The following is a 26,380-nucleotide window of genomic DNA, read 5'->3' as shown; positions in this document are numbered from 1 at the left end:
TTTGAATTTTGTTTATAAAACTATTAGGCATCGAAACCAACGGGGACGGTTGGTTTCGATGAGGACGCTATACCGCTGGGGGAGGGGTGACCTTGTCCAGCTGCTCGGTAATCTGCGGCCACAGCTGGCCCATGATGTCATCCCAGGTAAGGATCCACACGGCCTTGTCCTTATCTGCCTTGCCCACGACGACGAGCTGCTCATTGCGGGAGCGCATGTGATCCAGCGTCTTTTGCACGGTGGTGGCAGAAGAGACAGAAATCGGGGCGCGGGAGAATTCGAGGACTGGGGTATCGGGATCCGCCATGAGGGTATCGCGCACGTGCACCACGCGGGGGACGCGGGAATCCTTGGGGAAGACGAGCACGCGCATGATGTTCTTGCGCAGGACGAGCTCTTGGAGCTGTTCCACGGTGGCATCGGAAGGCAGGGGCACGACCTCTGAGCCGTGGGCGCGCGCCATGGCACCCACCGTGGAGTTCTCGAGCTCGATGACATCGGAAATTTGGTTGGCGGAATTATCGTCGAGCGCGCCGGTCTCGCGGGAGTGCTCGACCAAGGTGCGTAGCGTCTCGGCATCGTAGCCGGCGGCGCCGGCGCGGTCGACCGGTTCCTCGCCGGTCATGGCCACCAATTTATTGGCCATCGTGTTAATCCACTTCAGCAGCGGGCGGAAGACCCACACGAACCCGCGGGCGGGAATGGCAATGACCTGCAGGGCGGATTCTGGGTGGGCGATGGCCCAAGACTTAGGCGCCATTTCACCCAGCACCAGGTGCAGGAAGGTGACGATGAACAGCGCGAGGATGAAGCTGGCGACATCGGCAATGCCCAGCGGCAGGCCAAGGGCCTCTAGCGGGGTCATCAGAAGGTGATGGACCCACGGTTTGGTCACGGCACCGAGCACGAAGGTGGCGGCGGTAATGCCCAACTGCGCGCCAGCCAGCATGATGGTCAGCTCATTGAGCGAGCGCAGACCGGCGCGGGCGGTGCGCGAAGACTCCGCGTTTTCTTCGAGCCGGTTGCGGCGCGAACCCATGAGGGAGAACTCGATGACCACGAAGAAGCCGGATGCGGCGATGATGAGCAGCGTGACGATGAGGTTGAACCACCACGTATCGGTCATTATGCCTCCTCCTCTTCGTCATCGCTGTCGTGGACATAGTCCTCAATGAGCTCGATGGCCAGGGAGGATGGCACGTGGCGGTCCACGTCATCCACGCGCATGCGGATGGAGCGGGTGGGTGCTTCATCCTGATCCACCCAGTCATCCGGCTCTGCCTCCAAGGCGATGGTGTGGATTTCGCCCACCTCAGGCAGGGCACCGGCGTGCGCGATGAGCAGGCCGGCGATGGTTTCGAAATCGCCCTCTGGAAGATCGTGGCCAATGGCGCGCTCGATTTCATCCAGCGGGGTATCGCCATCGACCAGCCAGTGGGATTCGTCCTGCTCGGTAATTTCTTCGGTTTCCTCGATATCGTGCTCATCGGTGACATCGCCAAGAATCTCCTCGGCCAGGTCCTCCATGGTGACGATGCCGACGAATCCGCCGTACTCGTCGATGACGCAGGCCAGCTTTTGTTCTTCGCCGCGCAGTTCATCGACGACATCGGGAAGCGGCATAAGCTCCGGAACCACCAGGGGCTCGCGCATGATGGCGGTGGCGCTGGTGGCGGCAGGGAGATCGGAGCCCAGGACATCGAAAAGATGCACCACGCCGATGGGATTGTGCTCATCATCGATGACGGGGTAGCGCGTATGGTTCTCAGACATCAATTCGCGCACCTCGCCCAGGGTGGTGCCAGGATCAATGACGTCCACGCGGGAGCGGGGGATCATGGCGTGCTCGACGTCGTGCTCGGGAAAGTCGAGCAAACGGTCCAAAACCATGTACGTGTCCTCATCCAAGACGCCGGTTTCGTGCGAGGAATCCACGATGGATTCGAGGTCATCGGCAGTAGCGGAAGAGTCGACGTCTTCTACCGGCTCGATGCGAAAGAGCTTCAAAATCGCATTGGAGGAATACTCGAAAAAGCGGATGAGCCAGCCGAAAATGCGCAGGTACCACTGCGTGGACGCGGCCAGGCGCAGCGCCGTTTTCATGGGCGCGGCGATGGTGTAGTTCTTAGGAAAAAGCTCCGCAAAGAGCATCGTGGCGATGGTGGAAATAAATAGCGCCGCGATGGTGCCGATAGCCACGGACACGCCGGTGGGAATTCCCACTCCGCCAAGCAGCACGCCAAGGCCCTGGCCCACCAGGGGCTCTGCCACATAACCAATAAGCAGGCCGGTAATGGTAATGCCGAGCTGCGCACCCGAAAGCATGAAGGAGGTGCGCTTGGTGATGTCCAGCGCGCGCTGGGCGGATTTATCACCTTCAGCGGCCATGGACCGCAATTGGGTGCGGTCCACGGACATGAATGAAAACTCTTGTGCCACGAAATAAGCGTTCGCGACGATGATGAGCCCGATGACGATAAAGCCTGCCAGGATCATCATAATAGCCGATAACATGAGTTACTCCCCACCGCCTATAAGGTGGCGGGGACATCGACTGGGAGGCTCCACTGAAGGTACCTTTCTATACGCGGGAAGTTGGCAATATACTACATGTTTAACACCCATTTCGGCCATTTTGTTCCCTGCCTATTAGAGTTTGATTCATGACTGAACCATTCGGGCTGTATATCCACGTTCCCTTTTGCGCCACCCGCTGCGGTTATTGCGATTTTAATACTTATACCCCCGGCGAGTTGGGCAGCCCGCGCGATCTCACCGGCCCTTACCTCGATGCCTTGAACAAGGAGCTGGAGATGGCGGCCACCCGCGTGGGGCGCACCGCGGATACGGTCTTCATCGGCGGCGGCACGCCCTCACTCCTGGGCGGGCAGGGCCTGAGCCGCATCCTGGATACGGTGCGCTCTACCTTTGGGCTTAGCCCAGGCGCCGAGGTCACCACCGAGTCCAACCCGGAGTCCACCTCGCCGGAGTACTTTGCCGCGCTTGCCGATGCCGGCTTTAACCGCATCAGCCTCGGCATGCAGTCCGCCTCGCACAGCGTGCTCCAAGTGCTCGAGCGCGCCCACACCCCCGGACGCGCCTTCGCCGCCGCGCGCGAGGCCCGGGAGGCAGGCTTCCAGCACGTCAACCTCGACATGATCTATGGCACGCCCACCGAAACCGACGATAACGTCCGCGAGACCTTGGACCGCGTGCTGGAGACCGGCGTCGACCACGTCAGCGCGTACTCGCTCATCGTAGAAGACGGCACGCGTATGGCCCGCAAGGTGAATAAGGGGCTGCTGCCCGCCCCGGATGAAGACGTGCTGGCCCGGCGCTATGAAATGATTTCTTCCACCCTCGAAGACGCCGGCTTCGAGTGGTACGAGGTCTCCAATTGGTCGCTGCCCGGCGGCGAATGCGAGCACAACCGCATCTATTGGGTGGACGGCAACTGGTGGGGCGCAGGTCCTGGTGCGCACTCCCACCTAGGCGACGAGCGCTTTTATAACGTCAAGCACCCTAGCCGCTATATCCAAACGCTAGGAAACGGCGAGCTGCCCATCAAAGACAGCGAAACCCTAACGGGTGCCGATCGCCACATGGAAAAGGTGATGCTGGGCCTGCGCCTGCGCGAGGGCATCCCAGAATCCTGGCTCGATGCCCACGCTGCCCCGGCATTGGAGGACTTCATCGACCGCGGCCTGCTCGAGCGCGCCGGCCAGCGCGTGCGAGTGACCAAGCCTGGGCGCCTGCTTGCCGATGGTATCGTCTCCGACCTCCTCATCGCCGAAGAGTCCTAGCCGCCGTCAGAAATTCCTTATATTTGCCCCTGAACCACCAAAACCCCTTATATTTGTCCCTGAACCACCAAAACCCCTTATTCGGCCTTATTCTTGTTAGACTTTGGGCATGGACGACGCACTCAACCCCTATACCCCAGGCTCTGGGCTTGCGCCGACGGTTCTTACGGGGCGAGACAAGGATTTACAAGCCTTCGATAACCTCATCAAGCGCGCGGAAAACGATCTTTTGGGACGCCCAATGCTGCTCATTGGTTTAAGGGGCGTGGGAAAAACAGTTTTATTGAATCAGCTTAAAACTCGTGCGGATCAAAACGACTGGCTGACGGTTAAAGTCGAGGCTTCCCAGGGAACACGAGGTCACGAAAGCGTCCGTAGAGCGATTGCGGATGGGCTGGCAAAAGCATCTCTTCGTTTTCGTGCGAAAATCAAAGTTAAAGAAAGCGCAGCGGCATTAACGCGGGCAGTTGCGGCTTTTAATGTTTCATTAGGGGCTGGCACGATTGATTTGGGTGTGGAGCCGAAAGAATTTCCACCTTTAACAGGAAATCTGGAACTTGATCTACAAGATGTGGTCTCTGCAACTGCGGAAGCATTGCGGAAAGAGAAAAGAGCGGTGGCGCTGTTCATTGATGAAATGCAAGATCTCGATGAAGAGATGCTCGAGGCCTTGATTTCTGCGCAGCACGAGGCAGGTCAAAATAGGCTCCCGTTTTATATCATCGGGGCTGGACTGCCGAGCCTTCCAGGAAAGGTGGCGCGTTCACGCTCTTACGCAGAGCGAATGTTTGAAATTCACAATATTGACCGTCTAGGAATGATGCCGGCACGGCTCGCTTTATCTGAACCTGCGGAACGCCAAGACGTGGAATTTCAGGATGATGCATTGGATCATCTCGTAGAAGTTAGCGGCCAGTATCCTTACTTTCTGCAAGAATTCGGTTCGCAGATTTGGAGAGTGGGACAGAGTTCTCCATTTTCGCTCAATCATGCGCAGCAGGCAGCACGGTTGGGCATCAACCAACTAGATTCTGGGTTCTTTCAAGCTCAGTGGGACCGGGCTACCCCTGCTGAAAGGGAATACCTGATCGCTATGGCGGAAATCGGGGGTGAATCCGCTGAGACCAAGGATATTGCTGAATTTTTGGATAAGGAAACCAGTAAATTGGGTCCAGTTCGAGCAAACCTTATTAATAAGGGGCTGATTTATTCACCCGAACATGGCAAGGTGCGATATACCGTCCCCAATTTTCAAGAATTTATTAAACGCCGTAGAGAATAGGAGCGCTGAGAAGTGTCTACCTCAACTGATGCCCGCCGCAAGGAGGTCCTGCGGGCCATCGTTGCGGATTACATTGCCTCCCAGGAACCCGTGGGCTCTAAAACGCTGGTAGAGCGCTACCGGCTGGGCGTTTCTTCCGCGACCATCCGCAATGACATGGCCGTGCTGGAATCGCAGGGGCTGATTTCGCAGCAGCATGCCAGTTCTGGGCGCGTTCCCACGCAGCAGGGGTACCGGCAGTTCGTTGATTCCCTGCACGAGGTCAAGCCGCTTTCTACCCCAGAGCGCAAAGCGATGCTGAGCTTCTTGGAAGGCGGGGTAGACCTCGAAGATGTCCTGCGCCGCTCCGTGCAGCTTTTGGCCCAGGTCACTGAGCAGGCGGCCGTGGTGCAGCTGCCCAATTTGAAGGTCTCGCGCGTCAAGCACTGCGAGGTCGTCACGTTGTCCCCGGTGCGGGTGCTGCTGGTGCTGATTACGGATAACGGCCGCGTGGATCAGCGCAACGTGGAACTAGATGAGGTCATCGACCAGGATCAGACGTATCGCCTGCGGGACATCGTCAATAATGCGCTGGTGGGCAAGACGCTTACTGATGCCTCCGTGGAGCTCGCCCACCTCGTCGATGACGCCCCGCTGGATATTCGCCACCACGTGCTCAAAGTGGCGACCACGCTCATTGAAACCTTGGTGGAACAGCCTTCCGATCGCTTGATTTTGGCGGGTACCTCGAACCTCACCCGCGTCGCGCGCGAATTTCCGGAAGGACTGCCCAAAATTATCGAAGCCCTGGAAGAACAGGTCGTCGTGTTGAAATTGCTGGCACGCGTGCCGGACTTAGGCAATGTTTCCGTGGTGATCGGGGACGAAAACGAAGAGGATCAACTGCGCGATGCCTCCGTCGTTGCCGCCGGGTATGGTTTTGGAACCGGGGGACAGGCGGCGACGCTAGGTGGCCTTGGAGTGGTGGGGCCGACGTTTATGGACTATTCGGGAACAATCTCTAAAGTCTCTGCTGTTGCACAATACGTGAGTGAAATTTTGGCCGGCGAGTAGTGCGAGTAGACTAGCCGGTCGCTACATAAATTTTTGCAAGGTAATACCAACAAAACGATCGAGAAGGAATATCTCTAACAGTGGCTCGTGACTATTACGGCATCCTCGGTGTTGATAAGGACGCAACGGACCAGGAAATTAAGAAGGCGTACCGCAAGCTGGCCCGCAAGTATCACCCGGATGTGAACCCGGATGATGAGGCAGCGGCGGAGAAATTCCGCGAGGCTTCGGTTGCCCAAGAAGTTTTGCTGGATCCACAAAAGCGCCAGATCGTCGACATGGGCGGCGACCCCATGGAGCAAGGCGCCGGTGCCGGCGGATTTAGCGGCTTTGGCGGCGGTGGCTTGGGCGATATCTTCGCCGAGTTCTTCGGCGGTGGCGCCGGCGGCGGATCCCGCGGGCCTAAGTCGCGTGTGCAGCCCGGCAACGATGCCCTCCTGCGCACCCGGATTACCCTGGAAGAAGCCTATACGGGCCTGAAGAAGAAGGTCACCGTCGATACCGCGGTGCTGTGTGACTCCTGCGGCGGCACCGGCTCGAACTCCAAGTCCAAGCCCGTTACCTGTGATAACTGCAACGGCATGGGTGAAATTCAGGAGATGCAGCGCAGCTTCTTGGGCAATGTGATGACCACCCGCCCGTGCCCGAAGTGCCAGGGCTTTGGCGAAATCATTGAGGATCCCTGCAACCAGTGCGCCGGCGATGGCCGCGTGAAAAAGCGCCGCGACCTTACGGTCTCCATCCCGGCTGGTATCAACGATGGCATGCGCATCCGTATGGCCTCCCAGGGCGAGGTCGGCCACGGCGGTGGCCCTGCCGGTGACCTCTACGTGGAGGTGCACACGCAAGAACATGAGGTCTTCCAGCGCAATGCGGATGACCTGAACGTCACCGTGCACGTGCCGATGATCGATGCTGCGCTGGGCACCAACTTCACCATCGATCAGCTCAACGGCGAGGAGCTCACCATCGATATCGAGCCGGGCACCCAGCCAGGCGAGTCCATCAAGGTGGAAGGCGCAGGCATGCCACGCCTGCGCACCGACGGTTACGGTAGCCTCTTTGCCCACGTGGACGTGGTCGTGCCCAAGGATCTGGACCGCAAGAGCCGCGAGGCGCTGGAAAAGATCCGCAATACCCGCGATGAGGGTGCCCGCGTGCGCACCGCCAGCGACGGGCAGGAAGACTCCTTCTTTACCCGCCTGCGCGATAAGTTCCGCCGCTAATGTCGTTGCCAGTCTTCATCCACCCAGATCTCTCCGCCGCCCAGGCCGGAGACAGCATCACGCTGTCTGGGCCCGAGGCGCGCCACGCCGTGACGGTCAAGCGAATGCAGCAGGGGGAGAAGCTGGCGCTTATCGATGGCACCGGTATCCGCCTCACCCTCACCGTCACCGAGACCTCGGGCAAGGATCACTTGACCGGCACCATCGAGTCCGTTACCCAGCTTCCGGAGCCGAATCCGCGGGTAACCGTGGTGCAGGCGATCCCCAAATCCGAGCGCGCCGAGCTAGCCGTTGACCTGGCTACACAGGCCGGGGCGGATGAGATCATCGCCTGGCAGGCGGATCGCTGCGTGGCCAAGTGGGACGGGAAGAAGGCGCCGAAGGCCGTCGTCAAATGGAAGGCCGCGGCCGAAGCGGCCGCAAAGCAATCCCGGCGAGACCGTATCCCGCAGGTTCGCGGCCCGCTGACTACCCGCCAATTGGTTGCGGAGCTGGCAGAGCACGCAGAATCCGCGAGCGTGTTAGTCCTGCACGAGGAAGCCACCGACTCTATCCGCGAGGTGGACTTGCGCGGCGAGGTCTTCCTCTTAGTCGGACCTGAGGGCGGCATCGGGGAAGAAGAGCTGACAACGCTGAGCGAGGTAGGAGCCGTGCCCATCAAATTAGGCCCGGAGGTTCTGCGCACCGCCAGCGCGGCGATGGTGGCCTTGGCGGCTATCGGCATGCGGACTGAGCGCTGGTAGCCTATTAGACGTGCCTATCATCACCAAGAAATGTGAGATCGATTCCGCGTATGTCAGCAGCGTTTTGGGCAGCGCGGACGATAACCTCCGCGTGCTCAATGACCGCCTCGATGCGGACCTTTTTGCCCGCGGCAATATTGTCACCGTCACCGGTCCCGATTACGAGGTAGCCCGCGCCGCGAAGATCCTCGATGAGCTCGAGGCCATCGCCAGGCGCGGCCATGCCGTATCTACCGATACGGTCAAGCACACCATGGACATGGTGGCCGTAGAGGCGCCGCAGTCGGTGGCAGCGGCGATGGCGGCGGACATCGTCAAGCGCCGCGGCAAGTCCATCCGCCCTAAGACCGTGGGGCAATCCGAATACGTGCAGGCCATCGACAATAATACGGTGGTCTTTGGCATTGGCCCGGCCGGTTCCGGCAAGACCTACCTGGCGGTGGCGAAGGCCGTCCAGGCGCTGCAAAATAAGCAGGTCTCGCGCATCATTCTTACCCGTCCGGCGGTTGAGGCGGGCGAAAACCTCGGCTTTTTGCCAGGCACGCTCAATGACAAGATCGACCCGTACCTGCGCCCGCTCTATGATGCGCTGCGGGACATGCTCGATCCGGAGATGATTCCCAAGCTGATGGATGCCGGCATCATCGAGGTTGCCCCGCTGGCGTATATGCGCGGGCGCACGCTCAATGATGCTTTTGTCATCCTCGATGAGGCGCAAAACACCACCCCGGCGCAGATGAAGATGTTTTTGACCCGCCTGGGCTTTGGCTCCACCATTGTGGTCACCGGCGATATCTCCCAGGTAGATCTGCCACGCGGGCAGGTATCTGGCCTGCGTATTGTGCGGCGAATTCTCAATAACGTGGACGATATCCACTTTGCGGATCTCAGCGCCCAGGACGTGGTGCGCCATCAGCTGGTGGGCCGCATCGTGGATGCCTATGATTCCTTTGACAATAAGCAGGCTGCGGAAAACGAGGGGAAATAAGTGAGTATCGAGTTTCTCAATGAGTCGGGTTTTGATGGCGTCAACGAGGAGATGCTGATCGATGTCGCCTCCTATTCCTTCGGCGCAATGGACATCAACCCCGATGCGGAATGCACCATTACCTGCGTGGACCTGAAGTCCATCGAGGATCTGCACATCCGCTGGATGGACTTGGAAGGCCCTACCGATGTAATGAGCTTTCCCATGGATGAACTTACCCCCGGTGCCACTTCTGGTGGCGGGCGCCCCGATGCCGCCGATCCGGGGCCTGCAATGCTTGGCGATATCGTCTTATGCCCCGAGTTCGCCCTCCGCCAGGCCGATGCCGCCGGGCATTCGCTCGGCCACGAGCTCGCGCTGTTGACGGTGCACGGCTGCTTGCACTTGCTGGGCTACGATCACGCCACCGCGGCGGAAGAAAAGGAAATGTTTGCCCGGCAGAATGAACTGCTGGCGGATTGGTACGATGACCTCGCCGCACGCGGGAAGAGCTACCAGCCAAAGCCCTCGGGCCCGAAGGCCTTCCCAGACGCTGCCGAGCGAGCACGCCTTGATGAGCAGGTACCGGGCGGCGGCATTCCCGCGATTGGGGAACCACGCGACGAGGAACCCCGAGAATAATTTCGCCCCTTCCTTTGTCTCTGTGCACAGTCAGTAGCACAATGGATAGCTATGACTATCCTTTCCATCCAGTCTCATGTCACCTACGGCCATGTGGGAAATTCCGCGGCCGTCTTTCCCCTCCAGCGCGCCGGCCACGAGGTGTGGCCCGTGCATACGGTGAATTTTTCCAACCACACCGGATACGGTGACTGGGGCGGGCCGATGATTCCAGCCAGTGATGTCACGTCGATCATCGATGGCATCGAAAAGCGCGGTGCTTTTGAAAACATCGACGCCATCCTTTCCGGCTACCAGGGCGGCTCCGACATTGCCGATGCCATCGTGGATACCGTCCGCCGCATCAAGGCCGTCAACCCCAAGGCGCTCTACGCCTGCGACCCCGTGATGGGTAATGCGAAGTCGGGCTGCTTCGTTTCCGATGACATCCCGCCGCTGCTACGTGACCGCGTAGTACCCGTTGCCGATATCATCACTCCCAACCAATTCGAGCTGGGCTACCTCACCGATACCGAGGTCAGCACCTTGGACCAGACCTTGGCGGCGGTGAAGAAGGCGCAGGAAATGGGGCCGAAGACGGTACTGGTTACCTCCGTCAAGCGCCCGGAAACCCCTGCGGATCAGATCGAGATGCTCGCCGTGGACGGTGAGCGCGCATTCTTGCTCTCGACCCCGCTGTTGCCGTTTAAGCGCAACGGTTCCGGCGACGTGACCGCCGCGCTGTTTACCGGCCACTACGTTGAAACCCATGACGTGAAAGAAGCGCTGCGCCGCACCGCATCTTCCGTCTACGAGCTTCTGCGTACGACGTATGAAGCGGAATCCACTGAGCTGCAGCTTATTCAAGCTCAGGACGCCTTCGCCCACCCGAGTATGCAATTCCAGGCGGAGGAGCTCTAAAGCTGCACTGGTGGAGTGGTGTGGTCTGCAATCCGAGACAAGTAATCCGCTGTTTTGGTGCATAACTTGCTGAATACCTATAAAGTGATAGGTGTAACGTAATCAACGACGTGATTGGAGTCCCGTCTTGTCCAGCACCGGAAGTATCAGCGCATCCCCCGACGGCCTGTTGATGGCCCTTATTCAATACCCAGTTCCCGTAGTCAATTCCCCGGAAGACGTTCAAGCAAACGTCGATGAAATCTGCCGCATGGTGGCCTCGACCAAGGCTGGCTACCCAGACCTAGATCTCATCGTCTTTCCGGAATACTCCTCTTCGGGCCTGAACACCAAGATTTGGTCCTACGATGAATTCCTCATCGGCCTCGATGACCCCAAGGTGGACCAGTACAAGCAGGCTTGTAAGGATAACGACGTCTGGGGCGTCTTCTCCATCATGGAACCCAACCACGAAGAGGGGAAGCCCCCGTTCAACACGGCGATTATCATCAACTCCGATGGCGAGATTGCGCTGCACTACCGCAAGCTGCAGCCATGGACCCCCATCGAGCCGTGGTACCCGGGCGACTTGGGGATGCCGGTATGCGATGGCCCGAAGGGGTCCAAGCTCGCGGTCAATATTTGCCACGACGGCATGTTCCCTGAGCTCGCCCGCGAAGCCGCCTATAAGGGCGCCAATGTCTACATCCGCATCTCGGGCTATTCCACCCAAACCCAAGACCAGTGGATCATGACCAACAAGACCAACGCCTTCCAGAACCTCATGTACACGGCATCGGTGAACTTGGCGGGCTATGACCAAGTCTTCTACTACTTCGGTGAAGGCAATGTCTGCAACTATGACGGCCACATGATTTCTGAGGGCCACCGCAACCCGGGCGAAATCGTTACTGCAGAGGTATTCCCAGCGCTGGCTGATAAGGCGCGCATCAACTGGGGCCTCGAAAACAACATCTTCAACCTGGGCAATCGCGGCTACGTTGGCTACCCAGGCGGAAAGACCGAAAACTACCTCACCTGGGTAGAAGACCTTGCCAAGGGCGAGTACAAACTACCGTGGTCCGATGATGTCCGCATCAAGGACGGCTGGAAGTACTACCCGGACGGACCGCAGCTTGGCCCGCTTCCGGATGAATTCAAGAAATAGACACCCGGCTAAATCTCTTGGCTATTGAAGGCCCCGCACCCTCGTTTATTTTGAGGGTGCGGGGCCTTCGGGCTGGTGTTGGCCTAGAGGGAAAATCAAAAGGTCAGGGTCCTCGGGTATATCTGAGCGCGATTTGCTACATTTCAGGCGCGAATATGCTCAGTTGTTGCAGTGGACCTGTAGCATCTGCGAAAAGGTAGACGGGATACAGGTTCGAGGCACCGCTCTAGAGGCCTTCCCCTTGTGTTTCCAAGGGCGTTCCCGCGAGAGAATCTTCGTCATAGAATTCTGACGAGGCTCCACCCTGCGGCGGTCCCGAATATGGAGCGCCGCCGTTGCAAAGTTCTGGCCACTCGTCTGGATAAAGCAAGTATCCATTAAGGCCACCGCATACTCCTTCTGCGCGCACGGAACGCTGGAGTGCAGGGGTATTGCACAGTTCAGTTTGGTGCGAAGAGCCATCAGAAAATCTCCCGACTGCGCCAAGGCCCATTTCGCAGTACAACAGCTCTGGCTCAGCGGCTGCCGCTTGTGGTTGTGCGCCTGACTCCTCAGTTGCTACTTGGGCTTCTGGCTCTGCTGGGGTTTCGGAGGTGGGCTCTTGAGTAGTGGATTGTGCAACGTTGCTCGAAGAGGACGCACTAGATGAGCTGGATGATGAACTAGTAGAAGTACTTGTGGATTCCTCTTCGGAAGGCGAAGGGCCAGCATCAGGGGATGAACAGGCACTAATGGAAATGGTGAGAAGAGCGCCCAGGAGCAGTAGGGGAAACTCGGTTGGCATGGCGGAGTGCCTTTCAGGAAGCGGTGAGAAATACACCGAGGAGGAGAGAACGGTCTTAGCTTAGCCTGCAGATTTGTTAGCGCGTGAAACAATCGGAGATTTTGGTGCGGTGGGTTATCATTGCAGGTAATGAGTTCTGACATTGATACACAGTTTGATGCGGCATTCGAGGGCCTGCCAGATGACCCCGATGATGCTGCTCCGGAAGCCGCCGGGGAGAAGGCAGCTCCGTTAGATTATTCGCAGTACACGGATACCCCAGAAGGATTCCGCTCTGGATTCGTATCCTTTGTGGGCCGCCCGAATACGGGTAAATCCACGCTGACCAACGCGCTGGTGGGCCAAAAGATCGCCATTACCGCGGACCAGCCGGAAACGACCCGCCACACCATCCGCGGTCTGGTTCACCGCGAGGACGCACAGGTCGTCGTGGTGGATACACCGGGTCTGCACCGCCCCCGCACCTTGTTGGGCGAGCGGCTTAATGAAGTGGTTAAAGAAACGTATGCGGATGTGGATGTCATCGGCTTGACCATTCCTGCTGATGAGAAGATCGGTCCGGGTGACCGGTGGATCCTGGATAATGTGCGCTCGATTGCGCCGAAGACCCCCATCATCGGCATCGTGACCAAGCTGGATAAAGCCTCTAAGGACCAGGTGGGCGCGCAGCTTTTGGCCTTGCACGAGCTCTTGGCGCAAGAAGATCCGGAGGCCGTGGTGATTCCGGTTTCTAGTAAAAAGGGCGTGCAACTGGATGACTTGGTGCAGGTCATCGTGGAGCACTTGCCGGAGGGCCCGAAGTTCTACCCGGATGATCACATCACGGATGAGGGGCAAGAAAAGCGCATCGAAGAACTCATCCGTGAGGCTGCGCTCTCTGGCCTGAAGGCAGAGCTACCACACTCGGTTGCGGTGCAGATTGATGAAATGCTGCCTTCGCGCACGCGTGAGGGAGTGCTGGATATTCACGCCATCATGTACTTGGAGCGTCAAGGGCAAAAGCGGATCATCGAGGGTAAAGATGGCCTGCGTTTCCGCCGCATCGTGGGCAATGCCCGCAAGGAAATCATGGAGCTACTGGGCCAGAACGTGTACCTGGATCTGCGCATCAAGGTGCTGAAGAACTGGCAATCTGATGCCAAGTCGCTGGGCAGGCTCGGGTTCTAAAAGGCCATGCGCGAAAATTATCGCGACCGCGCCGTGGTCATTCGCTCCTATGATTTTGGGGAAGCCGACCGCGTCATCGTACTGCTCACCCAAAACCATGGGTTGGTGCGTGCGGTGGCCAAGGGCGTGCGCCGGGCAAAATCCCGCTTTGGATCGCGGCTGCAGCTCTTCGTCAATTTGGATGTTCAGCTGTATGTGGGAAAGAACCTGGCCACGATTTCCCAGGCAGATACGGTAAATTATTTTGGCGCGTGCCTCATTGAAGACTACGAGCGCTATACGGCCGCCTGCGCGGTCTTGGAATCGGCGGAGCGGCTCATCTACGCGGATGGCGACGGCGACCCGTACCTCTACAACGCAGGCGTAGCTGCGCTCGAGCAATTGCAAACCGATGAGCCGACACAAACGCTTGATGCGTTCTTATTGCAGGCCATGGCGCATGCCGGATGGGCGCCGAGCCTCTTTGATTGCGCCCAGTGCCAGCGCCCCGGCCCGCACCACGCCTTTCACCCGGCCGTCGGCGGCGCCGCTTGCCACGAATGCCGGCCGCCAGGTGCTGCGGAGGTGGATCCGGAAACCCTGCACCACTTGTGGCTTTTGGCACACGGCTACCCGACGGACCCGACGAATGCGCAGCGGCAGGAGGGGCATCGGCTAGCGCGGGCGCACCTGCAGTGGCACATGGAGCGAAATGTGTCCGCATTACAGGTGATGGAACAGTAAACTGTAGTCCGTGATTACCCCAGATCCTTCTCGCCGCCTGACCCCGCCGACTATCCCGGAAGAGCTGCTGCCGCGCCATATTGCGTTGGTGATGGACGGCAATGGCCGCTGGGCCCAGGAAAAGGGCATGAAACGCACGGAAGGCCACCGCAGGGGAGAGGCGGTGCTTCTCGATGTCGTCGATGCCTGCCTCGCCGCCGGTGTCCCGTACCTTTCGGCCTATGCGTTTTCTACTGAAAATTGGCGGCGCAGCCCGGAAGAGGTGCGCTTTTTGATGGGCTTTAACCGCGATGTGCTGCGTCGGCAGCGAGAGTGGCTCAATGAGCGTGGCGTACGCGTGGTGTGGGTGGGCCGACGCCCGCGCCTGTGGCGTTCGGTAATTAAAGAGCTCGAGACCGCCGAAGAATTGACCAAAAATAATACGAAAATGACGCTGGCCATGTGCGTGAATTACGGCGGCCGGGCGGAAATGGTCGATGGCGTGCGCCAGATTGCGGAAAAGGTCGCCGCTGGTGAGATTCGCCCGCGCGATATTAAAGAAAGCACCGTCGCAGAGCATCTTTATGATCCCGGTATGCCGGACGTGGACCTATTCTTGCGGCCTTCCGGTGAGAAGCGCACTTCGAACTTCCTATTGTGGCAGTCTGCCTACGCTGAGATGATTTATCAGGACAAGCTATTTCCTGATTTCACCCCAGAGGATCTCTTTGCCGCTATTGAGGAATATGCCCGCCGCGATCGCCGCTTCGGTGCCGTGAAGTAGGGAAATAGGGGATTAAAAACAGCGCGCGTGATTATTGTGCGGCGGCGCACTGCGAGCACACGCCGAAGATCTCCGCGTCGTGGCCGGTAAGCTCGAAGTTGTACTCGGTAGCTACGGCCGAAGCCCACTTTTCAATGGGGCCACCATCGATTTCTTCGGTGCGGCCGCATTTGGTGCATACCAAGTGGTGGTGGTGCGCGTCGGTTTCGCAATGGCGGTACAGGGTCTCGCCATTGGGCATGTGTAGCGCATCTACGGCATCAATATCGGACAGAGACTGTAGGGTGCGGTAGACGGTGGTGAGGCCGACCTTTTCTTGCCGCTCTTGGAGCTGGTGATAAATTTCCTTGGCGGAGGCGAACTTGTCGATGTCCCGCAGGACCTCAACAACCGCGGTGCGCTGTTTAGTATTGCGCGAGCCGAGCTTGGGGATACTCTCATGAATGGACATGACATTCATATTATCAACTCTTTTTCAACAAGCGCTATAATAAATCGTCTTTATATGCAGACCTGTTATTAAGAGGCGATTTTCGCCGCGTCTTCCAAAAGGGTTAAAACCTCCGGTGCGACCAGAGAGTAGGTCACCTCGCGCCCATTGCGTTCAGAGCTGACAATCCCTGCCTGCTTAAGTACTCGCAGGTGCTGGCTAATCAGTGGCTGAGACTTGCCAGTGGCTTTTACCAGCTCGTGTACGTAATGGTCGCGCTCCGCTAGGCGGGTAATAATGGAAATGCGCAGCGGGGAATCGAGGGCCGCGATAACGCTTGCGGCCGCAGAGTTATTAAATGCTAATTGAACGGTCGTCATAGGGAGTGGGCACCTTCAATACGGTATCTATTATCTGTCGACCACTACTATATTACCTCAAGTTGGTCATTACCTGTACATTAACCGATTTAAATTTGCACTCCCCTGATCGCACTACGGATGGGCGAAAAGGGTTAAACTGAATGAGATTGTCACGACTGTCCCCTACCAGAGGAGTCCTTTACAACCATGGCATCCCTTATCGATACCGTTGTTAATCTGTGTAAACGCCGCGGCTTGGTCTACCAGGCGGGTGAGATTTACGGCGGTTCCCGCTCCGCATGGGACTATGGTCCTCTCGGTGTGGAGTTGAAGGAAAACATCAAGCGCCAGTGGTGGCGCCACATGGTCCAATCTCGCCCCGACGTCGTGGGTGTGGATACCTCCGTCATCCAGCCGCGCCAGGTGTGGGTCTCCTCCGGCCACGTGGAGGTCTTTACTGATCCCCTGGTGGAATCCCGCCACACTGGTAAGCGCTACCGCGCCGACCACTTGATCGAGGCCTACGAGGAAAAGCACGGCCACGAGCCAGAAAACGGCCTAGCGGATATCAACGATCCGGAAACCGGCCAGCCGGGTGACTGGACCGAGCCGAAGGCCTTTTCTGGCCTGCTGAAGACCTTCCTGGGGCCAGTCGATGACGAGCAGGGCCTGCACTACTTGCGCCCGGAGACCGCACAGGGCATTTTCATCAACTTCAAGAACGTGATGACCTCCTCGCGCATGAAGCCGCCATTCGGCATTGCCAATATTGGTAAGTCCTTCCGCAACGAGATCACCCCTGGTAACTTCATCTTCCGCACCCGCGAGTTCGAGCAGATGGAGATGGAGTTCTTCGTCAAGCCGGGCGAGGACGAAGAATGGCACCAGTACTGGATCGATGACCGCTACAAGTGGTACACCGACCTGGGCATCAAGGAAGAAAACCTGCGCCTGTACGAGCACCCCAAGGAAAAGCTCTCGCACTACTCCAAGCGCACCGTGGATGTGGAGTACGCCTTCGGCTTCAAGGGCTCCAAGTGGGGCGAGCTGGAAGGTGTGGCCAACCGCACCGACTATGACCTGTCCGTCCACGATAAGGGCTCTGGCGAGGACCTGTCCTACTATGACCAGGCCAATGACGAGCGCTGGATTCCGTACGTCATCGAGCCGGCCGCCGGCCTGGGCCGTTCCATGATGGCGTTCCTGGTAGATGCCTACGACGAGGAAGAGGCGCCGAACGCTAAGGGCGGCACCGACAAGCGCGTGGTTCTGCGCTTGGACCGCCGCTTGGCGCCCATCAAGGTCGCCGTCCTGCCGTTGTCCAAGAAGGAGGAGCTGTCCACCCCGGCCCGCGAGCTCGCGGATAAGCTGCGCGCCTACTGGAACGTGGACTTTGACGTCTCCGGCGCCATCGGCCGCCGCTACCGCCGCCAAGACGAGGTCGGTACGCCATTCTGCGTCACCTTCGACTTCGATTCGCTCGAGGATAACGCCGTGACCGTGCGCGAGCGCGACACCATGGAGCAAGAGCGCGTACAGATTGAGGATCTTGAGTCCTACCTCTCCGCGCGCCTGATTGGATGCTAAGCAGATGCACTACACCAGCTGGGATCGCTCCGACCGCGAAAAGCCCGTCCTCCTCGCTGAGGAAGGGCCGGAGCGCCTAGGTGTCTTTGCGGAGCATTCCGCCGAGGTGGACGGCAATTTTTGGCGCGTTGAGGTCAGCGATCTGGGCGCTTCGGTCACGCTTGATGATGGCTCCGTCTACCGCCTCGCCGGCCGCCTCGGCCGCGATAAGCGGCTGGAGGCCTCGCTCAATGGCCGCACCTTTCATTACGTCAATGAAAATAGCGGCGATTGGATCATTGATGACGTCGATGACAACAAGGTGGCACAGTTTTCCGCCAAGAATTCTGGTGTGCGCAAGGCCATCTTGGAATTCGAAGACGATGCGGAGGGTCTAAGCACCGCCGAGATCGCCGGCCTGAGCTGGTTCACCCGCGCAATTTTGGAAAAGAACACCAAAAATTCCGCGTTGGTATGGATCATCACGCTGGTGTTGGCCTCCATCGTTGCCCTGCTGGCGGTGCTCATCTTCTAATGGCGGGAACGATGCCGTGGCAGTGGAACGGAAATACCCTGCGCGACGTACGCGGAACCGACATCGCCTGGGTGCGAGATGGAGTACTGACCATTGCCGGCGCGCTTTCCGGGGATCCCGCACGCCCCGATATGCTTTTTGACGTGGAGACGTCTTTGGACGGTGCAACCGCCTCCCCGCGTTTTTTCCTGCGGGCCCGGCCGCGTGCCAGCCGCGGCGCGGATTCCGGTGCCGTGAAGCATAGTGAAGTCTCGCAGGCGGGATTGACCGTCACGCGCCTGCGCGCGACCTGCGGAGATGCCCACTACCTTTTGGAGCGCTCCGCCATCTTTGGCAAGCAGCGCCGCATCGTGGCCCTTGCCGAAGATGGTAGCGCGGAGGGCACCGAAGTTGCGCGCCTTACCCCGCGGGGCAATGGCCTGGAAGTCGCGGCCTCTGATAACAATGGCCTTCCGGACGTGGATGCGGTGGTGCTGAGCTATAGCTGCCTGCTTGTCGATGCCACACCGCGCATCGTGCGCGGCTAAGCGCCAACAAAGCAGGCCTTCTGCGCCGCGGTTAAGGGGAGCCCCGCTTAGAAGGAGCCGCCGCGGAAACCGCCTCCGCCACCGCCGCCGGAGAATCCTCCTCCGCCGCCACCGAAGCTGCCGCCGCCTCCGCTGAAACCACCGCCGAAGCCGCGGCCACCGCCGCCCAAGATTTGGCCTAAGACCATACCGGTGATGATATTGCCGGCCGCAGAACTCGTCTGCTGGCGTTGTCGCTGGCGGCGGTACTCATCGGAATCATCCTTGGCCCGTTGCAAGGCGGCTTGCGCTGCGGCAACGGCTTCGCGGGAGGATTGCAGTGCGCCGCGGATATCGCTGCGCTGGGTGTGCAGGGCTTGGGCGTGGAGACGCTTGGCATCGGCAAGCGCGGTGCGGGCGCCGGAACCAACGATGCGCCCGCGCGAGGAAATGAGATCCTCGGCGGCCTGAATATTGGATTCCGCCACCGACATTTGCTGGTGGAAAAGCTCGAGCTGGCGCGCGTGGGTGGAGGTCTTTTCCCGCACGCGGTCGAGGCCCTCATCAAGCTCGGTATCGATGCTCATAAGGGCGGTGTGCTGGCCCAAGGGATCCGTATCGCCCTGCTGCTTGGCGTCAGTTACCGCGGCAGAAGCGCGCTCAAGCAGCTCCTCGAGGGCCTCCCAATCCGCCTGGGTTCCCTGAGATTTGCCTTGGCGCTCCAGTTCTCGGGCTTCCTCGATTTCACCCTCGACCTCGGTGATGAGCGCGCCCAGATTGCGGCGCGCGGAGGAAATATTCTCCTCGGCGTGTTCCACACTGGTAAGGAGCCTATCGGTAACCTCCGTGGCGTGCTCAATATCGCGGATAAGCCCCACGAGCGACCCCTGTTGTCCGGCGGGTTGGCCCTGCACCTCGCGGGCTTGGTCCAGGAGCTTTTCCGCTTCATCGAGGGAGGCGCTAGCCAATTCTGGGTTATCCGCAATGGAGGATAGGACCTCTGCAGAGTAGTCCTCTTGGAGCTTTTTCAGGGTACCTTCGGCACCCGGCAGGCGGGTGCGCAGCCCGACGGTGCGCTGGGTGAGCTCGTCCAACTTAGAGTCGCTTTGCAGCAGCAGGTCTCGCATCCGGGCAAACTCTTCTGCCTGGCTATCCAGTGTGTCATCGGCTTGGCCGCAGGTGGAGACTATTTCTACCAGCATTTGCCGGCGCTCGGCCTGGGATTCCGGTACCGCATCATCGAGGCGCTGGCGAATCTTGAAGGCCTTTTGCAAGGTAGAGGTGGAATGATTCATCGCCTTGGTAAACGGGCGGGTGCGCTCCGGCCCGAATTCAGACAGGGCGATATTGAGCTCTTCCTTGCCGCGGCGGATGGATTCATCCGTGGAAACCAACTCTTCCTGGGCCAATTTATCCAAGGTATCTAGCGGCAGCCGGTTTAATTGATCGGTATCTTCTGGCGCAATCTCGCGGGCAGACTCTAAAGTCTTTGCCTTACTCTTCTTTGTATTGCGGCGCGAGTAATACCAGACGCCACCTCCTGCAGCGACGATGGCGGCGGCGCCACCGCCCAACCAGGCCATGCCAGAAGAATCGGAGGAGCTGGAGTTACCAAGGGCAGCATCGGCAAGCGCGATCGCAGAAGCGCCGTATTCCTCATTGGAGAGCTTGCTATAGGCGGCATCGTACATCTGATCCAGGCGGCCCTCGGGCCATTGATCGCCGGTCTGCACGCCCACCTGGCGCTCGTTCACGCCAACGACATAGGCCGCGGAATTCGGGCCCTTCTCGTTGACGATGTTGCGTGCATAGCTTTCTGGATCAGTGCCAGGATCGTTTGCGAAGACAACGAAGATGATGAGCGACTGGTCTTTTTGTAGCTGGGTGATCTTCTCATTGATCTCCCTAATTTCCTCGGTGCTTAAGACCCCTGCCTCATCGTTTACCCTATCCGTCACCGCTGCCGTATCCGGGGCTTGGGCGATGGTAATGGTCTCCGCGGCTAGGGCCTGGCCTGCGCCAATGGAGGTGCAGCCGAGCAAAAATGCCGCGATGGTAGCGCGGCCGATTCGTGCACTAAGATTCATGCCCACAACTCTACCTGCCCGAACGCCCAATCCGGAGAACCTCCTCTGCAGGCAGTAGGGTGGGAAGTATTGTGAAATACGTCGTTGTTTTAGGCACCGCGCAATACGATGGCCGCCCCTCCCGCATCCTAGCCGGGCGTCTGCGCCATGCCGGGGAGCTGGCCACCTCCCGCGGCCTGCCCGTCATAACCGTCGGCGGCCAGCTGCCCGGGGATCGGTTTACCGAGGCTGGGGTCGCGCGCGATTACCTGCGCGAGCACTTCCCTGAGCTGCAGGTATCCGCCGTGGAGGAAGGCCTCGATACGCGTGAGTCCTTAGCTGCGGTTATCGATGCCCACGGCCTTGCCGATGCCATCATCGTCACCGATCCCTTGCACAGGTTGCGCACGTGGGTCATCGCCAAGCAAGAAGGGCTCAATGCCTCGGTCTCGGGCACGCCCTATTATCCCGCCCGGCGCTTTTCCAAGTCCTGGTGGCGCTACCTCGCGCACGAATGCGGCGGGCTGTTTTATATTGGGCTCGCCAGCATCGTCTCTCCCCGGTGTGCGCGTGCCTGGAAAAGGCGCCTGTACCGCATTGAACTGATGCTGCGGCCGAATCAGAAGCTGCGGCACGAAACGATGCAAAATAAAGACGCAGACCGCACGCAGGGGGAATAGACTAAAACGCCGTGTCTTACTCTTATGCTGCAGCTGATTTTGCCCGGCTGGCCGAAGAACGGCCCAAGGGATCCACGATTAGCGATATTGAAGAACACCGCGGGGTATTCTCCCGCGACCGCGCCCGCGTTTTGCACTCGGCTGCTCTGCGGCGATTGGCGGATAAAACTCAGGTCGTAGGCCCACGCGATGGCGATACCCCGCGCACCCGGCTTACCCACTCGCTCGAGGTCGGCCAGATCGCCCGCGGCATCGGCGCAGGCCTCGGACTCGATCCGGATCTCTGTGACATGGCCGGGCTCACCCACGATATCGGCCACCCGCCCTATGGCCACAACGGCGAAAATGCCCTTAATGAGGTCGCGCAGGGCGGTTTCGAGGGAAATGCGCAAACCCTGCGCATCCTCACGCGGCTCGAACCCAAGGTCTTAGTCGAGGACGCCGATGGCACCGCCTACAGCTTTGGCCTCAACCTCACCCGGGCCGCGCTCGATGGTGCGTGCAAATATCCCTGGACCAAGACCAATCCGGATGGCACCATCAACCGCAAATACGGCGCTTATGATGAGGACGCTGACCTTTTAGCGTGGCTGCGCGAAGGCCATAGCGATAAGCGAAAGTGCATCGAAGCCCAGGTCATGGACTGGTCCGATGATATTGCCTATTCCGTGCACGATGTGGAAGACGGCATCATCTCCCAGCGCATTTCCTTGAACGTGCTGTGGGATTTGGTGGAGCTAGCCCACCTTGCAGAAAAGGGCGCCGAGGCCTTTGGCGGAACTGCCGATGAGCTCTTGGAAGCCGCCGATAGCCTGCGCAACCTCGATGTCATCAACGCTCTTGGGAATTTCGACTACACCCTGCGCGATTATGCCAAGCTGAAAAAGATGACCTCTGAGCTGGTGGGACGCTATGTGGGCGCCACCATCGGTGCCACCTCGGAGGCGAATGCCGAACTTATCAGTGCCAATACGCTCGGCCGCATGCACGGTGACCTGCACGTTCCGCCCTTGGCGCAGGCAGAGGTCAAGCTCCTCAAGACGATTGCTGTGCTTTATGTAATGGATGAACCAGCGCACCTAGCGCGCCAAGACCGCCAGCGCGAACGCATCTACCGCGTCTACGACTACCTCGTTGCCGGTGCGCCCGGTTCGCTCGATGCCACTTTCCGCCTGTGGTGGGAGCAGGCCGATACCGAGGCCGCTCGCGACCGCGCCATCATTGATCAGATCGCTTCCATGACCGAATCCCGCCTCGAGCGGCTTGCCCGCCGAAGCGCTGACCTTTCGGGGTTCTTGGACTAGTAGCTATGCAGGCCGTGGGGCTCCTTCGGAGGAACTTCGGCGCTGGTGTTCGCGAAAAGTGCAACCTCTGCTGCTATTTTTGAGGCGGAAAAGTGATATCTGAGGGCGCGCAATGCTCAGTTATTGCAGTGGACCTATAGCATCGCGGAATGTCAGCATCTGCAGAGTAGCTATTAGCGTGCGAGCCTAACGCCTTCATCCTGGGCGATGGCCGCGATGGCCGCGAAGTCATCCAATTCCATTTCCATGTTGGCTGCGACGATGGTGGAGACCTCATTCTCGCGTAGGAATTTAGCTAGATCCTCTAGGCTGCGCGGGCCACAATCCACGCAACCATGGGTGCGTCCTAAGGCATTGAAGAAATCCGTACGGGTACGGATGGGTTCCGTAATTAAAATGCGGTGCACTATTAGTCCTCTGCGTCCGGGATAGAACAGAATGTTTGGTAATGGTCGTCGGTGTAGTACCACACATCGGGGTCGGTTTCGGTGCCGCCGCCGGTGACGATGCGCCTCGAACCGCGATGGTTACTGCCAGGGGTTTCTACCGTGTACTCGCGGTAGTAGTCCTGCGCCTGCTTGGGGAGGACGCCTTCATAATTGCCAAAATGGGAATTGTCATTGTCGGGGTAGTCATAGGGGCCACCGGCGAGAATATCGCCTGCGGTTTCTTCGGCCTCGCTGGGAAGGGAAGAAATAGCGCAGGTCTCATCCGTCGACGTTGCATCCTCATCACCGCCGAGGTCGAAGCCGAAGTAGCTAGCACCTGCGACGATGGCGAGTCCACCAAGGGCCACTGGAAGCGATTTCTTAGACGCTTTGGACTTGGACATGCTCCCTATTGTTGCAGGAAATATCTCGAAAACATAAACGTCCACCGTGTCAAGGCCAATATTCAAAATTGCCCCGTCACGGGGGTGGGAATACCCGGGGAGAGGCCGCCACACATGTGGGTAAAACACGGTGATTCTGTGTACTTGTTGAGTGGCACCGCCCAATGCGACCATCCTGGCTTTGGCAGTTAAGCATCCGATAAATGGGCGGGGTAGTCTGTAGCCATGGCAAAGGGCAGAATTCCGGACAGTGATATCCAAGCTATCCGTGAACGCGCGCCTTTAGAAGAAATTGTAGGCGAATATGTGCAGCTCAAACCAGCAGGGCATGATTCTTTGAAGGGCTTGAGCCCTTTCAAGGATGAAAAGACACCGTCCTTCCACGTCCGCCCGCAGCGCGGTTATTATCACTGTTTTTCCACCGGAAAAGGCGGCGATGTATTCAGCTTCCTAATGGAAATGGAACAGGTCTCTTTTCCGGAGGCCGTGGAAGCCGTAGCGCAGAAGATCGGCTACCACATTAATTACCAGGGCGGCTCGACCGGTGCCCGCAATGAGAAGCCGGGTACTCGGCAGCGGCTAATCGCTGCGAATAAGGCGGTGCACGAGTTCTACCGGAAGCAGCTGGAAACCCCGGAGGCGGCAACGGCGCGCAATTTTTTGCTGGACCGCGGGTTTAGCCGCGAGGTTATTTATGATTTCGAGTGCGGATACGCCCCAGAAGGTTGGGACACCGCCACAAAGCACCTGTTGCGCATGGGGTTTTCCTTTGAAGAGCTAGAGGCGGCCGGCATTTCCAAGATGGGCAAGCGCGGTCCCATTGACCGTTTTCACCGCCGGTTGCTGTGGCCCATTAAGGATCTTTCCGGCAACGTCATTGGCTTTGGCGCGCGCAAGCTCTTTGATGATGACAAGCTGGGCAAGTACATGAATACGTCCGAGACCATGCTTTATCACAAGTCCAAGGTGCTCTTTGGGCTGGATTTGGCCAAGCGCAATATCGCAGAAGGACACCAAGCTGTGGTGGTGGAAGGCTATACGGATGTGATGGCCATGTACGCGGCAGGCATTAAGACTGCCGTGGCCTCATGCGGTACGGCCTTTGGTGGGGAGCACCTGCAGGTGCTGCGCCGGCTCATGCTGGATGATTCCTATTTCCACGGCGAGCTCATCTACACCTTCGATGGTGATGAGGCGGGACAGAAGGCCGCGATGCGTGCCTTTGACGGGGAGCAGAAATTTACCGGACAATCCTTCGTCTCTGTGGCGCCAGACGGCATGGACCCGTGCGATCTGCGCCTTGAAAAGGGCGATGCCGCGGTGCGCGATCTGGTGGCAGACCGCATCCCCATGTTTGAATTCGTCATTCAGTCGGTTATTGCTGATTTCCGGATTGATACTGCCGAAGGCCGCTTGCAGGCTTTGCGGCGGGCGGTGCCCATCGTCGCGCAAATCCGGGACCAGCCCCTGCAGCGCGAGTACGCCCGCCGGCTTGCCGGCTGGGTGGGCTGGAACGATCCGGAAGAGGTGCTCCGCCAAGTGCGCGCGGAGGCGAAGAAACCGAAGAAGGCGGATAAGCCGACGATACGCCGCTTTGATAATGCACAGCCGCAGCCGGCGCAGCAGGATGTGCCCATGATCCATCCGCCCAGCCCGAAGGAGACCCATCTGTGGCCGCAGCGGGAGGCGCTAAAGTTGGCCTTGCAGATGCCGGAGGTAGTTGGCTCGTACTTTGATGGCATTACTGCCGATGCCTACACCAACGACGCCTACCGCATTGTCCGGCAGGCGATTTCCGCAGTGGGCGGGGCAGACAAGGGCGCCACTATGTCCGGGGTGGATTGGATTGCCGCCGTTGCTGGGGAAATGCAGGATCTGACGGGAAGGAATTTCGTCTCCGAGCTGGCAGTCGAGGCCATCCTGCCCACGGACGTAGGCGCAGAAAAATATGCGGATTCCGTACTCTCGCGGCTGCAGGAAACCGTCGTGGGCGATCAGATTGCACAGCTGAAAGCCCAGTTGGGCCGGATGCGGCCTACCGATGATGAGGCCGGCTATAACTCCCTGTTCGCGGACCTCATTGCCTTGGAGCAGGCCCGCCGCGAGTTAAATGACCGCGCCTTTCGCGGTACGCCAGGTATATAAAATCCCCGGGCAGGCACTCGAGCGCTAGTTCAGGTGCTGCGCGGGGAAGGGCTAACGGGGAAAGGTTTTAATCCTCATCGGGTTCATAAATCCGGTCTGCCTGTGGAGCCTGGTTCCCGCGAGCCTTGCCTTTGCCCCGGCGCTTTTCGGAAAGGTCGTGGATTTCGCGCATGCGTGGCTCGGGATCCAGGCGGTTGGCTACCATCTTGCGCGCGGAACGCACCGCGGATTTGGTGGCGGGGGAGTTGACGGTCTTTTGGTAGGCGCTTTTCATTTGGTGGTAGCGCTTGCGGCCCGCTTTGGTGCCAAATACGTACCCTGCGGCGGCGCCGAAGACGAATTGGATCATTATTGACTAATTCCCCTTTATCCTATGCGAGCAAAAGTTCCTCTCTAGCTTACCGCGTAAGTACGGTTTCGCGCCGAAACCGCCCGCTGGAAGTGCCTTCCTGTTTTCATCGGCGCCCATTCGCGCTAGATTGAGTTAATGATTCTTCATCAGCAGCGAGATTCGGCCATGGCCGCCGCGGTGGCATTTGCTGCACTCGCCACGGCGGGCTTGTCCGCGTCTGGTGCCGAACCGTCCGAGGAAACATGGTTCTGGGTGGAGTAGGCAGGGAGGCATCGATTAGCTTGAGCGGTCATATAACTATTTGTTTAAAAAAGCGCTGAGAAAGGTTAGCGCGCAGTTCATATTTCCTTAACGTTAGCTGGTTAGTGTGCAGAGGAAATCACTTCTAGCTGAAAGTTGCGT

The 26,380-nt window shown here is 58.9% G+C and carries 27 protein-coding genes; 19 read left to right on the top strand and 8 right to left on the bottom strand.

Annotated elements, in window-relative coordinates; all coding sequences use genetic code 11:
• Positions 1-67: 67 nt before the first annotated feature.
• Together QP908_RS02715 and QP908_RS02710 are read right to left on the bottom strand one after the other, a co-directional pair.
• Complete coding sequence (locus QP908_RS02715; RefSeq protein ID WP_239268627.1) at positions 68-1,126, bottom strand: CNNM domain-containing protein; 1,059 nt, start codon at positions 1,124-1,126, stop codon at positions 68-70.
• Entirely contained in the window at positions 1,126-2,514 is a 1,389-nt protein-coding gene (locus QP908_RS02710) for a hemolysin family protein (RefSeq protein ID WP_239268625.1), read from the bottom strand. The genes QP908_RS02715 and QP908_RS02710 overlap by 1 nt, the downstream gene beginning before the upstream one ends.
• A 149-nt stretch (positions 2,515-2,663) precedes the next feature.
• Between QP908_RS02710 and hemW the strand changes: the two genes are divergently transcribed.
• The 12 genes from hemW (at position 2,664) to QP908_RS02650 (ending at position 15,200) form a co-directional block, all read left to right on the top strand.
• Positions 2,664-3,803, top strand: coding sequence for a radical SAM family heme chaperone HemW (gene hemW, locus QP908_RS02705; protein ID WP_239275175.1), 1,140 nt, complete (start codon positions 2,664-2,666; stop codon positions 3,801-3,803).
• Between the two features lie 109 nt (positions 3,804-3,912).
• Positions 3,913-5,085: an ATP-binding protein gene (locus QP908_RS02700; RefSeq protein WP_239268621.1), complete on the top strand. Its 1,173-nt coding sequence runs from the start codon at positions 3,913-3,915 to the stop codon at positions 5,083-5,085.
• Positions 5,086-5,097: 12 nt separating this feature from the next.
• On the top strand, positions 5,098-6,138 hold the full coding sequence (gene hrcA, locus QP908_RS02695) for a heat-inducible transcriptional repressor HrcA (RefSeq protein ID WP_239268619.1): 1,041 nt from the start codon (positions 5,098-5,100) through the stop codon (positions 6,136-6,138).
• Positions 6,139-6,218: 80 nt separating this feature from the next.
• Positions 6,219-7,364 carry a molecular chaperone DnaJ gene (dnaJ, locus tag QP908_RS02690; RefSeq protein ID WP_239268618.1) on the top strand — a complete coding sequence of 382 codons (1,146 nt, stop codon included), beginning with the start codon at positions 6,219-6,221 and terminating at the stop codon, positions 7,362-7,364.
• The gene (locus QP908_RS02685) at positions 7,364-8,107 is read left to right on the top strand and encodes a 16S rRNA (uracil(1498)-N(3))-methyltransferase (protein ID WP_239268617.1); all 744 of its coding nucleotides are present in this window, start codon (positions 7,364-7,366) and stop codon (positions 8,105-8,107) included. Before dnaJ ends, QP908_RS02685 begins: the two co-directional genes overlap by 1 nt.
• A gap of 10 nt (positions 8,108-8,117) precedes the next feature.
• Entirely contained in the window at positions 8,118-9,095 is a 978-nt protein-coding gene (locus QP908_RS02680; protein WP_005284200.1) for a PhoH family protein, read from the top strand.
• Positions 9,096-9,716 carry an rRNA maturation RNase YbeY gene (gene ybeY / locus QP908_RS02675; protein WP_239268616.1) on the top strand — a complete coding sequence of 207 codons (621 nt, stop codon included), beginning with the start codon at positions 9,096-9,098 and terminating at the stop codon, positions 9,714-9,716.
• A 51-nt stretch (positions 9,717-9,767) separates the two neighbouring features.
• Complete coding sequence (gene pdxY / locus QP908_RS02670; protein ID WP_284771590.1) at positions 9,768-10,616, top strand: pyridoxal kinase PdxY; 849 nt, start codon at positions 9,768-9,770, stop codon at positions 10,614-10,616.
• 127 nt (positions 10,617-10,743) lie between these two features.
• Positions 10,744-11,763 (top strand): formamidase, encoded by a 1,020-nt coding sequence (locus QP908_RS02665; RefSeq protein WP_023023423.1) that lies wholly within the window; start codon positions 10,744-10,746, stop codon positions 11,761-11,763.
• A gap of 913 nt (positions 11,764-12,676) precedes the next feature.
• Positions 12,677-13,714, top strand: coding sequence for a GTPase Era (gene era, locus QP908_RS02660; RefSeq protein WP_023023416.1), 1,038 nt, complete (start codon positions 12,677-12,679; stop codon positions 13,712-13,714).
• A gap of 6 nt (positions 13,715-13,720) precedes the next feature.
• On the top strand, positions 13,721-14,437 hold the full coding sequence (gene recO / locus QP908_RS02655; RefSeq protein WP_284771589.1) for a DNA repair protein RecO: 717 nt from the start codon (positions 13,721-13,723) through the stop codon (positions 14,435-14,437).
• 10 nt (positions 14,438-14,447) lie between these two features.
• Positions 14,448-15,200, top strand: a complete 753-nt coding sequence (locus QP908_RS02650) for an isoprenyl transferase (RefSeq protein WP_239268611.1) — start codon at positions 14,448-14,450, stop codon at positions 15,198-15,200.
• A gap of 31 nt (positions 15,201-15,231) precedes the next feature.
• Here the strand turns inward: QP908_RS02650 and QP908_RS02645 are convergent, their stop codons facing one another.
• Together QP908_RS02645 and QP908_RS02640 are read right to left on the bottom strand one after the other, a co-directional pair.
• Positions 15,232-15,651 (bottom strand): Fur family transcriptional regulator, encoded by a 420-nt coding sequence (locus QP908_RS02645; protein ID WP_370657781.1) that lies wholly within the window; start codon positions 15,649-15,651, stop codon positions 15,232-15,234.
• Positions 15,652-15,719: 68 nt separating this feature from the next.
• Entirely contained in the window at positions 15,720-16,010 is a 291-nt protein-coding gene (locus tag QP908_RS02640) for an ArsR/SmtB family transcription factor (RefSeq protein ID WP_005278104.1), read from the bottom strand.
• A gap of 189 nt (positions 16,011-16,199) precedes the next feature.
• Here QP908_RS02640 and QP908_RS02635 point away from each other — a divergent pair, with 189 nt between their 5' ends.
• The 3 genes from QP908_RS02635 to QP908_RS02625 are packed head-to-tail and all read left to right on the top strand — an operon-like array spanning position 16,200 to position 18,620.
• Positions 16,200-17,579: a glycine--tRNA ligase gene (locus tag QP908_RS02635; RefSeq protein ID WP_284771588.1), complete on the top strand. Its 1,380-nt coding sequence runs from the start codon at positions 16,200-16,202 to the stop codon at positions 17,577-17,579.
• 4 nt (positions 17,580-17,583) lie between these two features.
• Positions 17,584-18,093: a hypothetical protein gene (locus tag QP908_RS02630; protein WP_239268605.1), complete on the top strand. Its 510-nt coding sequence runs from the start codon at positions 17,584-17,586 to the stop codon at positions 18,091-18,093.
• A gap of 11 nt (positions 18,094-18,104) precedes the next feature.
• Positions 18,105-18,620 (top strand): hypothetical protein, encoded by a 516-nt coding sequence (locus QP908_RS02625; protein ID WP_239268603.1) that lies wholly within the window; start codon positions 18,105-18,107, stop codon positions 18,618-18,620.
• Positions 18,621-18,667: 47 nt separating this feature from the next.
• Here QP908_RS02625 and QP908_RS02620 read toward each other — a convergent pair whose 3' ends face one another.
• A complete protein-coding gene (locus tag QP908_RS02620; RefSeq protein WP_284771587.1) occupies positions 18,668-20,686 on the bottom strand; it encodes a TPM domain-containing protein in 2,019 nt (672 codons plus the stop codon).
• A gap of 71 nt (positions 20,687-20,757) precedes the next feature.
• On the opposite strand from QP908_RS02620, the gene QP908_RS02615 reads away from it, so the two are divergent.
• The gene (locus QP908_RS02615; protein WP_284771586.1) at positions 20,758-21,345 is read left to right on the top strand and encodes a YdcF family protein; all 588 of its coding nucleotides are present in this window, start codon (positions 20,758-20,760) and stop codon (positions 21,343-21,345) included.
• Positions 21,346-21,356: 11 nt separating this feature from the next.
• Positions 21,357-22,649 (top strand): deoxyguanosinetriphosphate triphosphohydrolase, encoded by a 1,293-nt coding sequence (locus tag QP908_RS02610; protein WP_284771585.1) that lies wholly within the window; start codon positions 21,357-21,359, stop codon positions 22,647-22,649.
• 173 nt (positions 22,650-22,822) lie between these two features.
• Here QP908_RS02610 and QP908_RS02605 read toward each other — a convergent pair whose 3' ends face one another.
• Together QP908_RS02605 and QP908_RS02600 are read right to left on the bottom strand one after the other, a co-directional pair.
• A complete protein-coding gene (locus tag QP908_RS02605) occupies positions 22,823-23,056 on the bottom strand; it encodes a hypothetical protein (protein WP_005284161.1) in 234 nt (77 codons plus the stop codon).
• A gap of 2 nt (positions 23,057-23,058) precedes the next feature.
• The gene (locus QP908_RS02600; RefSeq protein ID WP_239268595.1) at positions 23,059-23,481 is read right to left on the bottom strand and encodes a guanyl-specific ribonuclease; all 423 of its coding nucleotides are present in this window, start codon (positions 23,479-23,481) and stop codon (positions 23,059-23,061) included.
• 225 nt (positions 23,482-23,706) lie between these two features.
• On the opposite strand from QP908_RS02600, the gene dnaG reads away from it, so the two are divergent.
• Positions 23,707-25,626 carry a DNA primase gene (gene dnaG, locus QP908_RS02595; RefSeq protein ID WP_239268593.1) on the top strand — a complete coding sequence of 640 codons (1,920 nt, stop codon included), beginning with the start codon at positions 23,707-23,709 and terminating at the stop codon, positions 25,624-25,626.
• Between the two features lie 67 nt (positions 25,627-25,693).
• Here dnaG and QP908_RS02590 read toward each other — a convergent pair whose 3' ends face one another.
• Positions 25,694-25,975, bottom strand: coding sequence for a hypothetical protein (locus tag QP908_RS02590; RefSeq protein WP_023023385.1), 282 nt, complete (start codon positions 25,973-25,975; stop codon positions 25,694-25,696).
• 138 nt (positions 25,976-26,113) lie between these two features.
• Between QP908_RS02590 and QP908_RS02585 the strand changes: the two genes are divergently transcribed.
• The gene (locus QP908_RS02585) at positions 26,114-26,239 is read left to right on the top strand and encodes a hypothetical protein (protein WP_255716704.1); all 126 of its coding nucleotides are present in this window, start codon (positions 26,114-26,116) and stop codon (positions 26,237-26,239) included.
• Positions 26,240-26,380: the final 141 nt, after the last annotated feature.

The organism is Corynebacterium sp. MSK204 (assembly GCF_030229885.1).
Lineage (GTDB): Bacteria > Actinomycetota > Actinomycetes > Mycobacteriales > Mycobacteriaceae > Corynebacterium.
Note: the sequence above shows the minus strand (reverse complement) of the source record. Positions and strands in the feature narration are given on the sequence as shown.